Source organism: Bacillus sp. GW823-FHT06B01 (assembly GCF_058952315.1).
The window spans coordinates 77,083-91,361 of the sequence record NZ_JBXAHR010000007.1 but is presented as its reverse complement, the minus strand read 5'-3'; the positions used below and the strand labels follow the sequence as shown (position 1 = coordinate 91,361).

General features: G+C 35.4%; 12 protein-coding genes, 2 pseudogenes and 1 riboswitch. Of the genes and pseudogenes, 7 read left to right on the top strand and 7 right to left on the bottom strand.

The features are described from left to right. Nucleotides 1-96: 96 nt before the first annotated feature. Nucleotides 97-1,431 carry an FAD-binding oxidoreductase gene (locus AC1Q8N_RS25165; RefSeq protein WP_098078444.1) on the top strand — a complete coding sequence of 445 codons (1,335 nt, stop codon included), beginning with the start codon at nucleotides 97-99 and terminating at the stop codon, nucleotides 1,429-1,431. 32 nt (nucleotides 1,432-1,463) lie between these two features. On the opposite strand, the gene AC1Q8N_RS25160 is transcribed toward AC1Q8N_RS25165, so the two are convergent. Continuing rightward, entirely contained in the window at nucleotides 1,464-2,390 is a 927-nt protein-coding gene (locus AC1Q8N_RS25160) for a methyl-accepting chemotaxis protein (protein WP_438285581.1), read from the bottom strand. 15 nt (nucleotides 2,391-2,405) lie between these two features. Beyond that, nucleotides 2,406-2,591, bottom strand: a pseudogene (locus AC1Q8N_RS25155) (HAMP domain-containing protein); the annotation flags it as partial. Nucleotides 2,592-2,965: 374 nt separating this feature from the next. Between AC1Q8N_RS25155 and AC1Q8N_RS25150 the strand changes: the two are divergent. The 3 genes from AC1Q8N_RS25150 (at nucleotide 2,966) to AC1Q8N_RS25140 (ending at nucleotide 5,390) form a co-directional block, all read left to right on the top strand. Next, nucleotides 2,966-3,688, top strand: coding sequence for an amino acid ABC transporter ATP-binding protein (locus tag AC1Q8N_RS25150; protein WP_098078438.1), 723 nt, complete (start codon nucleotides 2,966-2,968; stop codon nucleotides 3,686-3,688). 121 nt (nucleotides 3,689-3,809) lie between these two features. After that, entirely contained in the window at nucleotides 3,810-4,604 is a 795-nt protein-coding gene (locus tag AC1Q8N_RS25145) for an ABC transporter substrate-binding protein (RefSeq protein ID WP_002016697.1), read from the top strand. A gap of 93 nt (nucleotides 4,605-4,697) precedes the next feature. Beyond that, on the top strand, nucleotides 4,698-5,390 hold the full coding sequence (locus AC1Q8N_RS25140; protein ID WP_000461606.1) for an amino acid ABC transporter permease: 693 nt from the start codon (nucleotides 4,698-4,700) through the stop codon (nucleotides 5,388-5,390). A gap of 51 nt (nucleotides 5,391-5,441) precedes the next feature. Here the strand turns inward: AC1Q8N_RS25140 and desB are convergent, their stop codons facing one another. Next, nucleotides 5,442-6,527 carry a Delta(10) desaturase DesB gene (gene desB, locus AC1Q8N_RS25135; protein WP_048541961.1) on the bottom strand — a complete coding sequence of 362 codons (1,086 nt, stop codon included), beginning with the start codon at nucleotides 6,525-6,527 and terminating at the stop codon, nucleotides 5,442-5,444. Between the two features lie 580 nt (nucleotides 6,528-7,107). On the opposite strand from desB, the gene AC1Q8N_RS25130 reads away from it, so the two are divergent. Together AC1Q8N_RS25130 and AC1Q8N_RS25125 are read left to right on the top strand one after the other, a co-directional pair. Next, a complete protein-coding gene (locus AC1Q8N_RS25130) occupies nucleotides 7,108-8,634 on the top strand; it encodes an FAD-dependent oxidoreductase (protein WP_098078435.1) in 1,527 nt (508 codons plus the stop codon). Nucleotides 8,635-8,776: 142 nt separating this feature from the next. Next, nucleotides 8,777-10,078: an MFS transporter gene (locus AC1Q8N_RS25125; protein WP_098642490.1), complete on the top strand. Its 1,302-nt coding sequence runs from the start codon at nucleotides 8,777-8,779 to the stop codon at nucleotides 10,076-10,078. A gap of 15 nt (nucleotides 10,079-10,093) precedes the next feature. Here AC1Q8N_RS25125 and AC1Q8N_RS25120 read toward each other — a convergent pair whose 3' ends face one another. Beyond that, a complete protein-coding gene (locus AC1Q8N_RS25120; protein WP_098078430.1) occupies nucleotides 10,094-10,876 on the bottom strand; it encodes a nucleotidyltransferase domain-containing protein in 783 nt (260 codons plus the stop codon). 121 nt (nucleotides 10,877-10,997) lie between these two features. After that, complete coding sequence (locus AC1Q8N_RS25115) at nucleotides 10,998-12,107, bottom strand: PRK06851 family protein (protein WP_098078428.1); 1,110 nt, start codon at nucleotides 12,105-12,107, stop codon at nucleotides 10,998-11,000. Nucleotides 12,108-12,256: 149 nt separating this feature from the next. Continuing rightward, a riboswitch (SAM riboswitch) is annotated at nucleotides 12,257-12,369 on the top strand. Nucleotides 12,370-12,453: 84 nt separating this feature from the next. Here AC1Q8N_RS25115 and AC1Q8N_RS25110 point away from each other — a divergent pair. Further along, nucleotides 12,454-13,086: a cyclase family protein gene (locus AC1Q8N_RS25110; RefSeq protein ID WP_000862971.1), complete on the top strand. Its 633-nt coding sequence runs from the start codon at nucleotides 12,454-12,456 to the stop codon at nucleotides 13,084-13,086. Between the two features lie 27 nt (nucleotides 13,087-13,113). On the opposite strand, the gene AC1Q8N_RS25105 is transcribed toward AC1Q8N_RS25110, so the two are convergent. Further along, nucleotides 13,114-13,494 (bottom strand): hypothetical protein, encoded by a 381-nt coding sequence (locus AC1Q8N_RS25105; protein ID WP_000424112.1) that lies wholly within the window; start codon nucleotides 13,492-13,494, stop codon nucleotides 13,114-13,116. A 178-nt stretch (nucleotides 13,495-13,672) separates the two neighbouring features. Then, nucleotides 13,673-14,136 (bottom strand): annotated as a pseudogene (locus AC1Q8N_RS25100) (ATP-binding protein); the annotation flags it as partial. Between the last annotated feature and the right edge of the window lie 143 nt (nucleotides 14,137-14,279).

Below are 14,279 nucleotides of genomic sequence, written 5' to 3'. Positions count from 1 at the left end.
CAAATCTCATTCCTCACCTGCTCTTGTCCACGCACGTTACATACACTTTTCATATATTAATAAAAAGCACTGCTTGTTTTAGAAAGGAGTGATAAATTGAAACAAACAAAATTAACAGGTCGTATCGTCGTTCCTTCAGACCCGGACTATGACGTAGCCCGAATGAATTTAAATTTAAGCATTCCAAAACTCCCTTACGTTATTGTTTTTTGTCAAAATCAAAATGATGTCTGTAACGCCTTAAAATGGGCACGCGAACGTCATGTACCATTTCGCTTAAGAAGCGGACGTCATAGCTATGAAAATTTTTCTCTTTTAAATAGAGGACTTATTATTGATGTGAGTGAAATGCATCGTATTACTGTTAATACAGATAAATTAACAGCAACAATTGAAGCTGGTGCAAATCTTGGCACTGTTTATAAAGAGCTTTGGAATTTTGGTGTGACAATACCGGCTGGTACAAGTGCAAGCGTTGGAATTGTTGGATTAGCCCTTGGCGGTGGCATCGGTATGCTTTCACGCTTATTTGGATTAACATGTGATCAATTAGTAGAAGTTGAAATAGTACAAGTGTGTGGTAAATTTGGAGCAAAAATCCTTCGCGCAAACGAACATGAAAACCATAACTTGTTTTGGGCGTGCCGCGGTGGTGGTGGTGGAAACTTTGGAATTGTTACTTCTTTAACTTTTCGAGTCCATCCTATAAAAAATGTATCAATCTTCTCAATTACATGGGAATGGGAAGATTTTATCGCTGCATTTCAAGCGTGGCAAAACTGGGCACCTTATATAGGCAAACGTCTCACTTCATCAATTGAATTATTCGCAAAGCAACGAAATAAAATTGAAGTAAAAGGTGAATTTGTTGGCTCTCCCTCTGAACTCCATTCCTTATTATCTCCTCTTCTTGAAACTGGTACCCCCTCTCTCTTTATAGATGAAGTTCCTTATATAAAGGCTGTTGAATTTTTTAATAGTGGTAACATCCCTGAAAACTTCAAGCGCTCCGGTTCCTATGTATATAAACCGATTCCCCTTAAAGGAATTCAAATCATGCAACATTTTCTTTCTCATGCTCCAAATAAAGATGCGAGTATTTGGCACCAATCGCTTGTAGGTGCTGTTGAAAATATTCCCCCTACTGAAACAGCTTATTTCCATCGTAAAGCAATTATTGCGCAAGAATACATTACCTCTTGGAAATGCGATGATGAAGAAAATCGCAATATACACTGGGTTAAAGATTTACGAGAAAGCTTAGATCCTTATACACTAGGTGACTATGTCAATTGGCCCGATATCGACATTAAAAATTGGCAAACTAGTTATTACGGCCCTAACTTTCAAAGATTGCGTAAAGTGAAAACCATATATGATCCTTGCAATGTTTTTCGTTTTCAACAAAGTATCCCACCCTTTCATACGTAAAAAAAGGAAGAACAGAATGCTGTTCTTCCTTTTTACATTGAAAATCGTTCAATTGTTTGTTTCAAGTCTGCTGCTTGCTTTTCTAAATCCTTTAACAATTGATCGATTACTACCATATTTTTAGATTGTTGCAACGTCACACGTGCTACTTCTTGTGAACCAGCTGATGTTTCCTCAGCAATTGCTGCTACAGCCTTCGTCTGTGCTCCGGTTTGATGAATGTGACTCACTTGTTCGTTCATATAGCCACTAATTTGCTTCGTTGCATCGGCAACTTCCATAATACTTGATGACATTTCTTTTAAAATTAATTCAGTAGCTTCCCCACGTTTCGCCTCTTCTTTAGCCGTTTTCACTTGCTCTGTCATTTTCAATGCGACTTGTTGCACTTCTTCTTGCATATTCCGTAATAAATGCGATATATTTCTTGCAGAATGATCGCTTTCATCGGCAAGTTTACGTACTTCTTCAGCTACAACTGCAAAGCCCCTTCCATGCTCTCCAGCACGAGCCGCCTCAATAGAAGCATTCAGTGCTAATAAATTCGTTTGACTAGCAATCTCACTCACAACAGAAACAATATGTTCTACTTGTTTCATTCGTTCTTCTAATTTCTGTACATTTTGCATCGAATTTTCATTTTCTTTTGCCAATGTTTGAATACCTTGAATTAAAGAAGTAAAGACTCGTGTACTTTGCCCTAAAGCTTGAACCATTTCTAAAGACAGCTCGTCAGACTGTTTTGCTTTTTCTTCTACTTCACTCGCAATAGAAGTTGTTGTATCAACAGCAGAAACAATCGCCTGAATGGAAGCTGCTGATTGCTCGGCGCCAGAAGAAATCTCTGCAAGGGTTTCAGACACACCTCGTGCTTGTTTTGTTGCTTCCCCTGTTTGCCTTCTAATTTGCTGAACTTGATTATTTGTATACGAAAATGTAGTATCAATATTTTTTACCATACCTCTTAAGTTCCCTAGCATCATATTAAATGCAACACTTAAAGATTTAATCTCATCATCTGTTTTTGGTAACGGGACATCTTCACGAATATCGCCATCGGCCGCTTTCCTTGCAGCCTCCTCCAACTTTCGAAGTGGTTTAATTAAAAAGATTGCTGCTCCATACGCTAAAATTCCAGACCATACTACACCTAATAACATAACGATAATATTATAAACAGTTTGACTTACATAACTTTGAAAATAATCGTATATCACGTAAATAAAAAATATACTTGTTGAATATGTAATAAAAGCTAAAACTGTAGTAAATAGCATAAGTTGTGTACGTAAGCCAAAGGAAAATGTCTTCCTTTCTTTTTCCATCTCTTCTTTCCTCCTTTTTATAAGTAATATAAGTACTACCTATATATTATTATCCATATTTTCGTTATAGAAAGATATAGGGATTTTAAAAATCATTATTCCCTTGAATATCAAATTACCCGAAAAAAATAAAGGATTCTGACAATTTATGACTAATAACAGAAATAAGGGGCAACATTTGTAAAATATATTTTGACTGGGGGTTTTGTATGATTCAGGTTCAAAATCTAGTAAAATCATTTGGCTCACTTGATGTTTTAAAAGGAATTGATTTAGAAGTAAAAGAAAAAGAAGTTGTTGTTTTAATTGGTGCCAGTGGTTCCGGTAAAAGTACATTACTTCGCTGTCTTAACTTTTTAGAAATGTACGATGAAGGTGAAATTCATTTACAAGGTGAACGAATTGATCCACAGCATTCAAATTTAAACAAAGTCCGTGAAAATGTCGGAATGGTTTTTCAGCACTTTAACCTCTTTCCTCATATGACCTCACTAGAAAACATCATAGAAGCACCTATCCATGTAAAAAAATTAGAAACAACAAATGCAAAGGAAATTGGAAATCAGCTTTTGCAAAAAGTCGGTCTACAAGATAAAGCAGATGTAACTCCCCACCTCCTGTCAGGTGGTCAAAAGCAGCGCATTGCCATTGCACGAGCTCTTGCCATGAATCCTAAAATTATGCTATTTGATGAACCTACCTCAGCCTTAGACCCTGAACTTGTTGGAGAAGTATTGCAAGTTATGAAAGAACTTGCTGAAGAAGGAATGACCATGATTATCGTTACTCATGAAATGAATTTCGCAAGAGATGTAGCTGATCGCGTCATATTTATGGATGACGGAAAGATTGTAGAGGACGCTCCGCCAGCTCAATTCTTTTCAGCTCCATCACATGAACGAGCAAAACAATTTTTACGCAACGTTTTATAATGTAACTTCTGTTTCAAATGAAAAGAAATACATTCATACGGTGCACAACTAATTGTCCAAATAAAATATCTCAGTAACATACTTAAAACCATCCGTATGATCAATATATAGGAGGGGTTTTATGAAAAGAAAACTATTAACCATTGTTGCGAGTATTACATTATGTACATCCTTCATACTAGGAGCCTGTAGTAAGGAAAGTGCTACTACTTCTTCAAATGGTGAAAAAGAATTTCGTTATGCGATGAGTGGCTTATATAAACCTTTTAACTATAAAGAAAATGACGGAAAGCTTGCTGGTTTTGATGTGGAAATTGGTGAGGCACTTGCGAAAAAAATGAATATGAAACCCACTCCTATTACAAATCCATGGGAAACGCTAATTCAAGGTCTACAATCGAAAAAATATGATGCTATATTGGGCAGTATGGCAATTACAGAAGAACGCTTAAAAGCTGTCAGTTTCTCAAATCCTTATTATCGTTCTGGTGCCCAAATTTTTGTGGCTAAAAAGAATACATCTATCTCTTCTCCAGAAGATTTGAAAGGTAAGAAAATTGGTGTTGTAAAAGCTAGTACCTTTAAAGACCTTGTTGCAAAACATACAGATCAAATCACAGAATATGACAGCGATATTACTGCACTTATGGACTTAGAGCCTGGGCGTATTGATGCAGTAATCACTGATCAAATGGTCGGTTTACGTATGATCAAAGAAGGTAAATCAAATATAAAAGAAGCTGGAAAACCATTAAATCTTGATGAAATGGGAATTGCTATTCGTAAAGATGATAAAGAAATGGTTGAGAAAGTAAATAAAGCTTTAGATGAAATCATTAAAGATGGTACGTATGAAAAGATCAGTAAAAAATGGTTTGGGCGTAATATTCTCGGTGAAGAAGAAAAAACGAAGTAAATTAGCTAGTCAAATGTTTCATACATTATGCCCCACTTTTTATGTGGGGTATTTCATTCCCTACCAAAATCCATACAATATGAGGTGACACATATGTTTGAAATTTTTATGTCTACTTATCCCACACTCTTAAAGGCTACTATTGTCACATTACAATTAACACTAACATCCTTATTACTTGGTTCACTAATTGGATTACTATTCGCTTTTTTTCGAATCTCTAACAATAAGATTTTAAATAGTATTGCTCATGTATATATCGCCATTATTCGTGGTACACCTTTAATTGTTCAAATTGCCATTCTCTATTTCGGTATTACATCGATTATTGTCTTCACTCCTTTTTGGGCAGGAGCAATTGCTTTAGCAATCCATAACGGTGCATATATTACTGAAATTTTCCGCGGTTCCATTCAATCTGTCGACCGTGGACAATTGGAAGCCGCTCGTTCTTTAGGTATGCCTTATCCTTTAGCAATGCGCCGTATTGTATTACCGCAAGCATTTCGTCAATCTCTTCCTCCTTTAGGAAATCAGTTTATTATTGGATTAAAGGACTCTTCTCTCGTTGCATATGTAGGGTTGTCCGAATTATGGGGATCAGGTTTATCAATTGCTGCAAGTAACTTCCAACAATTAGATACATACATAATCGTTGGTTTATATTACCTCGTACTTGTTCTTCTATTTACTTATTTTGTTAATCTTTTAGAGAAACGATTACAAAGAAAAGAAACCAATTCAGTTCAATTTAGCAAAAAGAATAAAAAAGAAGTCTCTTTATAAAAAAAGCAAGCCTGAAATGGCTTGCTTTTTCACTGCAAAATATATCAATTTTTACTGATTTACTTTTTTAATACTCTCTTCTTCCTCTATATGTTCCTCACGATATGAAATATTATGAGGATCTAGTCCATTTCCTAAAGAACCATAGAAATGCTCTCTATGCGGATCCACTAATTCACTTCCTTGATAATACACACGTGGTGTATTCCATAGCGCTGCCAAAGCTTTTGTCATTGGCATCTCATGATAGCGTTCCGGCCACATTTCTTTAATTTTCTCTTTTACTAACGGATAGTATTTAGAGCTCATAGCAGGGAACAAATGGTGTTCTGTATGATATGAGAAATTGAAATGTAAAACGTCTACCCAGTGCGGCACTGTTACTGATAAACAGTTCGCTAACGGATCATTTACTGGAACAATTGGATTTAATCGATGATTTGTTGCGATATATGCCATTACAATAAAGTTAGCAATTAACAATGGAATTACATATGCAAATAACCATTTTCCAGGTCCCATAATAAACAATAAACTAATCCAAACAGTCCAAGGCAAAAGAAGTTGAAGCCATACAGATTTTTGATTGGATGACTTAAATTCCTTTATAAAATGAAAGAACATTCGAGTCGAATGTAACGTAAATTGAATGGTTAGTGACAGAAAACTAAAGAATGAACGAACATGAAGAGGCATGCGATATACCCACCTTAAAAACTTACTCTTTTTCAGTTTCTCAAGTGTAGGCCATGCATCTGGATCATTTTCTTCATGTTGTGTATGAACATGATGCGTTGCATTATGCCACTTTCTCCAAAGCTTCGGGCCAGTTGATAATGGCATAAATGCTATCGCGCCTAAAAAATCACGAAGCCATGCTTTTCTTACAACAGTTCCATGTAAAATTTCATGTCCTAAAAATCCAAGTGAAGCAAAACATAATCCAAGAACAATCGCAATTCCTAGATTCGCCCACACATTCAATTCAAATACACCAATCGATATTAACCCCGCCAATGCCACAAGCAAATAAGCCAGTCCACCAAATAAACGTGTAGGAACTGGTTTAAATGCTTTTTTCGGCAAATGTGGTGATACACGTGCTGCATACCACCCAAACGTATGAAGCTCCTTCATCCTTTTGCCCCTTTCTTATGCCGCGTCTTGCGCAACTTACATATATCAATTCTTGCTTCCAGATTGATTTTACTAGCTGATTAAAAAGCATCTATGTATAAGGAAAATATACTCACTCTATCGTCACTTATCTTTTCGCTTTTATTATCAATGAAAAACATTTCTCTTTTTACTCTCTATCAACCTTTCCACATGATGAATCATATCAATAGAATTTCCATATTGTCAACAACTTTTATGACCTAGTAATAAAAGTTGGTTATGTTTTTATAATCATACTTTATTCCACTAAAGAAAAAACATAGATTTTATAGGGTTTTATCCATTATGCATATATATATGCTGACATACTATAGACTCTATCTTATTCAAGAACTCTCTGTGTACACAACAAATAAACTCACCTGAATCTAGCTTTGCACAACTCCTATCTCTTCATACCGACAACACCAAAATTATATTAAAATAATTTTATCTTTCTTTTAATAAAAATAGACTCCTTCTAAAACAGCACACATGAATTTCCTATCATATGGAAATATTAAAAGGAAAATTGTTCTAAAATCGGGAGGTTTCTATAATGACAAGCGATACATTTCCACAATTTCCATTATCTTATTGGATTGAATCTACTCAAGTCCCTGCTTTTCCTCATTTATCTGAAGATACAAAAACTGAAGTTGCTGTTATCGGAGCTGGTATTACAGGCATTACAACTGCCTATTTACTTGCAAAAGAAGGTATGAACGTTGTTTTAATTGATTCTGGTCTTATTTTAAATGGAACGACTGGGCATACAACAGCGAAGGTAACAGCACAACACGATCTTATTTATGATGAATTAATAAATCATTTTGGTTTGGAAAAAGCGAGGCTTTACTATGAATCAAATAATCATGCTCTACAATTCATAAATGAGACGGTGAAAACATATAAAATTGACTGTAATTTCTCAAATGAAGATTCATATTTATATACAACTACTGATAATGGATTAAGAAGTTTATCGAAAGAATATGAAGCCTATCAAAAATTAAATATACCTTGTGACTATGTTCAATCTCTATCGATTCCGATTCCAGTACAATCTGCACTTGTCATGAAAAACCAAGCACAATTCCATCCCCTCCTTTATTTGAAAACACTTTTAGAAAAGTTTGTGGAGATGGGCGGAAAAGTTTATGAACAAACAACAGCTATTGATGTGGAAAAAGGTGATTATCCACAAGTCATTACAAAAGGCGGGCATCGCATCACTTGCAAATATGTTGTCTCTTGTTCACATTTTCCTTTCTATGATGCGAATAGCTTTTTCTTTACGCGAATGTATGCCGAACGCTCTTATGCTCTTGCAATCAAAGCAAAAACGGATTATCCAGGTGGCATGTATTTAAGTATTGATGACCCAAAACGTTCCTTGCGCTATACAACAAATAATGGGGAAAAATTAATTTTAATTGGCGGAGAAAGTCATAAAACAGGACAAGGAATAAACACGATGCTTCATTACGAAGCACTGTATTCTTTTGCGGAAGCAACGTTTGGAGTAGATGAAGTTCCCTATAGATGGTCAGCACAAGATTTAATAACGCTAGATAAGCTTCCTTATATCGGACATATTAACGAAAGAAATCCAAATATATTTGTTGCAACTGGATATCGTAAATGGGGAATGACAACTGGAACTGCTGCCGCTCATTTACTGAAGGACTCCATTCTAAAAGTCCACAATCCCTATAAGGAACTGTATGCACCATCACGCTTCCATGCAAATCCAGATATAAAAACATTCCTCTCCCAGAACATTGATGTTGCGAAACATTTAATTGAAGGAAAGATTGAAACCACATTACGTAAGCCAGAAGATCTCGAAGTTGGTGAAGGATCTGTCGTACATGTTAATGGGAAACGAGCAGGTGCTTATAAGGACAAAGATGGGAAATTACATATTGTCGATACAACTTGTACACATCTCGGCTGCGAAGTTGAATGGAATAATGGTGATTGTACTTGGGACTGCCCTTGCCATGGTTCCCGCTTTTCAATTGAGGGAGATGTTATGGAAGGTCCAGCAGATCAACCGTTAAAACGAGTTGATCATGAGTAAACAAATAAAGAAGTTCAACAGGATTCCTGTTGAACTTCTTTATTTGTTATAAAACCTTTTCAGATAAACTCCGACATAAGAAGGGAAATATTAACATCAAATAAAATAATATATTTATCTATAAATAAAAGGAGGGAATACTATGCAAACTTCAGCTCCACCTCATCTAGAATCTACAAAAACTATCTTTTCAAGCTCTATTACAAAACTTGTTGTTTTTATTTGTTGGCTAGCCATTCTAGCTGATGGATATGATTTAGGTATTTACGGTGCCGTTCTGCCAAAGCTCCTAGAAGACAAAAGCTGGGCACTTTCACCAGCACACGCTGGTACAATTGCTAGCTATGCTTTATTTGGGATGTTTATTGGTGCTATTCTAGTTGGAACCATTACAGATCTAATTGGACGAAAATGGACGCTTATATGCTGTTTAGCACTTTTCTCCATCACAATGGGCCTTGCTGCACTTGCCCCTTCCTCTGAACTATTTGGTTTATCTCGATTTATCGGAGGAATCGGATTAGGCGGTGTTATCCCAACAGCTTCAGCACTTACTGTTGAATATTCACCAAAAAAGCGACAATCTTTTATTTATGCTCTTATGTTTACTGGCTATCCTTTAGGTATCGTGTTAGGTGCTATTTTGTCTATGTTTATGTTAGAAGATTGCGGATGGAGAATTATGTTTGGCATCGGAATGATTCCACTACTCCTCATTCCTTTCATCATTCGTTATTTACCTGAATCCATTCAATTTTTGTTATCACGTAATCGACAAGAAGAAGTGGAACAAATCCTTAATCGTTTTCAAATTGAATTCAATGCAAAAGAGGAAACTCATCAAGCCCCACCTAATATACGAAAGAAAAATGGATTTCTTACGTTATTCTCAAAAGAGTACATAAAAGCGACGCTGCTTTTTTGGATTACTTATATAATGGGAATGTTTTTAATATACGGTTTAAACACTTGGTTACCGCAGATGATGCGCCAAGCAGGATACCCTCTTGGATCTAGTCTATCATTTTTACTTATGCTAAATGTTACTGCCGCTATCGGTGCATTATTTGCTGGAGCAATCGCGGATCGTATAGGGGCTAAATTTGTTATTAGCATCTCCTATCTTATGGCAGCTATATGTATTGGACTATTAACAATTAAACCATCTGTTACAATCATTTATCTTTTAATCGGCCTTGCTGGAATTGGATCAGTCGGTATTACTCAAATATTAAATGCATATGTAACACAATACTTCCCATCCCATATCCGAGCTACCTCCTTAGGCTGGGGACTTGGACTTGGCCGAGTTGGTGCGATTGCTGGTCCTATTCTTGTCGGTATTATTATGACAATGCAATATGACTTAGCATGGAATTTTTACTTATTCTCATTCGCGGGTCTTCTTGCAGCTATATCTGTTTTCTTTATTCCTACAAAATAAAAAAAGAGCACAAACTCACTTGTGCTCTTTTTCATATACTTCAAACAACATATCTCGAAACAATGTATTTAAACTCTCAATATCAATTCCTGATCCCTTTTCAATTCCTTTTACATATTGCTGATAGTAATGAATTTGTTCTTCTAAAAATTGATTCAACACCTCAATTTTTAATCCAACATCTAATTCAGTACCTGCCTTTTTCTTTATTAACAACTGTTCAATTTCATCTAATACGCTACGTTCTAACGATAATTCTGTAATCAATCGACCGAATTCTACAGGTGGTAAAGTTGTTTTCTCCTCTAGCCACTTACAAGCTAAAATAGGACGCAATACATAAAAGTATTTTTTCAATTTTACGTTCTCACCTTGCAAAAATTCACGATAATTTTTTGAAGCCATATGTAAGTAATGATATATCGTTGCTTTCGGATCAAAGTGCTTATCACTCATTTGCTGAAGCTGTTCTGGAAAATGAGAGTTTTTCGAATAGAAAATCGGTGATCGAATCCATTCGAGTAAAGCTGGGTTTGACTTTGCGAATAACTGTAACGCCTTTTTAATATCCCACCCGCTTATATCTAAATCATCACTAATCGGATACTCAATTACATCTCGTTTATCATGAATTGATAAATACCACTCTACCGGATGCATATAAACAAATCTAACATCATAATCACTATCTTTCGATGGAAATCCCCAAGCACGACTCCCTGATTCCACTGCAAATAAAATTTTCACATCATTCTCTTGTTCAATTCTTGCTAACTCCACTCTAATTTTCTCTCTCATTTCATACCCTCTCCATTTTTTGATTATTTCCTTGGAAATTCGACAAATATACTCCTAATTTTACTACATACTAAAATAGCTGTCAGAAAATTCCCGACAGCCTACCAAAATCCTTTATTTTTTACTTGTTCTTTTCTGTTACACTAACCGCAATTCGTTCAAACTCTTTTCGAATCTCCTCTTTATATGCATCTACTTTTGAAAAATCCATAGCAGCAATATATATTCGTTCTAATTTATCACGAACTGATTTCGCTTTCGCTAAGAAAGACATCGCCTCATTCATTTTTGCTTTATATTGAATCGACACGTCACGAATTTCTGTCGCATACTTCTCATCTGTCCCTGGTGTCACAATCAAGGCATACATATCTATAATTTCATCACCTTCGCGGCTCGGAAAATATTCATGTGGTGCGGTGCTATCAAAAATTGCAAACCCTAATTCTCTTACGATAACCATATCAAGACTATTTGGATCAAATCCACAATGATATACTTCAACTTCAAATCCTTTTTCTTCTGCTGCCTTAGCTAATTTTTTAAGCATTGTTGATTTCCCAGATCCTGGGCGTCCTTTTATAAAATAACGATGTGGTAATCCCTCTGTTAAATTAGGAACAAAATCAACTGCTCCTTTCGGTGTAGCTGCCCCTAAAAACCGATGTTTCACAAGCGATTGTTTCCCGCCTTTATCTGTAAATAACTTCTGAATCAGCTGATCGGTTAGTTCATTTGCTTTATTAAAATCAATATTATTAATATATATTTTCTCCCACTCGTCATGTATAACTAGTGCCTCGTTAAAACAAGCGTAAGCAGTTTGAAAAGCCTTGCTTGCTTCTGAAACAAATCGTTCAATTTCCACCTTCTGCTTTCTTAATTTATCTGAGTCCCAAGCAACCCCTAAATTAATATACTCTTCCACAACTCCTGGCATTTTCGGCTCAATAACATGCGGTGATGTTCCATCAACAATTCCTACTTTTAACTTCGGGATAATTACACCATCAACCGATTTATTATCAGAAGAGCAGTGTAAAAATTCAATATCATATCCTTTTTCAACCCACTCGCGACCTATTGCTTTGATTAAAGAAGATTTCCCGGTCCCAGGACCACCCTTTAAAATAAATAACCTGTTTAGCCCTTTTAAATTCTCATCGTATAAATTATGAAATCCTCTAGCTGTATTTCCACCAGCGTAATAATTCAATACATTCCCTGTCACTGCACTCACTCCTTCGCAGCATTCTATTTACATAAGCTACAATATGCGAGCAACTTTATTTGGGTGAATACCTATTTTGTATTGCACGAAAAAAGGAAATGAATTACAATTTAAAGGTAGTGAATATTCAGAAATGAAAACTTAATATGTCTTTATCAAGAGAGGCAGAGGGACCGGCCCTTTGACGCCCAGCAACCTCAGTTTATACAAACTGAATAGGTGCTAATTCCTGCAAAATGCATTGCATTTTGAAAGATAAAACGTAACTATTGTGTACAAAACTCATCTTTCTTGATTATGAAAGGTGAGTTTTTTTATTTCAAAACATATATTGGAGGTATTTAAAATGAAAGTAATTGACCTATCACAAACATTTGAAAACAATATGTCCCAATTCCCTGGAACACCAAAAATCAATTTAGGAGCCATTACAAGCGTTGAAGAGACAGGCTATCAAGTTACAGACTTTCATTCTGTCGTTCATGTTGGCACGCATTGTGATGCTCCTGCTCATTTCATTTCAGGCGCAACGACTATTGATCAATTACCCCTAGATCAATTTGTAGGCGAAGCTGTTCTTATTGATGTAACTCATGTACAAGAACGAAAACTACCTAAAGAAGTATTACACAACGCTGACATAAAAGAAGGAGATATTGTTATTTTCCATTCCAATCTATCTACTAAATGGAATACAGAGGCGTATGAGCAAGAAGCTTTTTATCTTTCTGAAGAATTAGCTGAGGAATTAGTTCAATTAAAAGTAAAATCGGTCGGCCTAGATTTCATTTCTCCTGATGAAGTAACGACAGAAACATCACCAATTCATCACATACTACTTGGGAATAATATTTATTTAATTGAAAACTTAACAAACTTAGATGCCATTCACACGAAACGTTTCTTTTTCTCAGCGGCACCTTTAAAAATTAAAGATAGCGACGGTGCTTTTGCAAGAGCATTCGCTGTAATTTTTTAAACAAACTATACAAAAAAGCAAAGATCATCATTGACCTTTGCTTCTATTTTTTTTATTTAAACTAAGAAAGAATTGCTCAACACGAGGACGTAACCAAGCTAAATAATCTTTCTCTTTCTTCTTTGTACAAGCTATTTCTTCCCCATCTACCATTCCGACAAGCTCTAGCTCTAACAGTTGCCTCGTAAATGCTAACATATTTATTTCTTCTTCTGGATACTCTTCTTTTAATTTCTCCTCAATTTCCCCCAATAAAAAACCGTCACGCATCATTGCCAATGCATCAATCCAAAGTGGCGGCATTTCATATTTTTCTCCTGTAATTGTATCTTTTACAATATAATTCTTTTGCTCTTTTCGAAATTGAATCGTGTGTAAACATACAGTCGAATTTAATGTTAATTCCATCATACCACCTCTTTCATAATATCTGCATAGAAAAAAGGATGCGCGTGCACCCCTTCTTTCTCTAACACTACCGAACCGTTACATGAATAACAAATCTCATGTCGATATTTTCCTCCATTATAAACGAAGTATTTTATAAAAAAAACCCTTCTTGAAACATTTTATAAAATGTTTATATTTACACAACAAGAACACTTTTCTGAAAAATATTTTTCTCTAGCACATTATGCTGTCGGTAAAAAAATTCTACTTTCGTCCCTATTCCCATGCTACTTTGAATCGCGATACTTCCTTGATGTTCCTCAATAATTTTATATGTAATCATTAACCCAAGTCCCGTACCATTCTCCTTTGTTGTGTAAAAAGCATTTCCAATCTTCTCTAGCTTTTCCTTCTCTATACCAAAGCCTTGATCTTCAACAGGAATACACAAATGCCTTTCAGTTTTTTGATATGCACGAATATGAATATCTCCACCTTCTGGCATTGATTCCATTCCATTTTTAATAACACTTGTTTTAATTTTTTATCATCATTATTTATAACAGGTAGATTTCCATCTACTTGCAAATGAAATCTCACTCTATATTGCGCTGCATAACTTTCCATTAGTTGTACAACATATAAAAGGATTTCCTGTATCAAGCTTTTAAATTTGTTCATATAAATATTCCTCATGATCCATACAAAAACTCTACGTGTTACCTCCTTAAATTCTAAGTATGAAATTGCTTTCAGGGCAATATACAACCTTATCATACGAAAAGGAAGGAGACCTCCCCTTC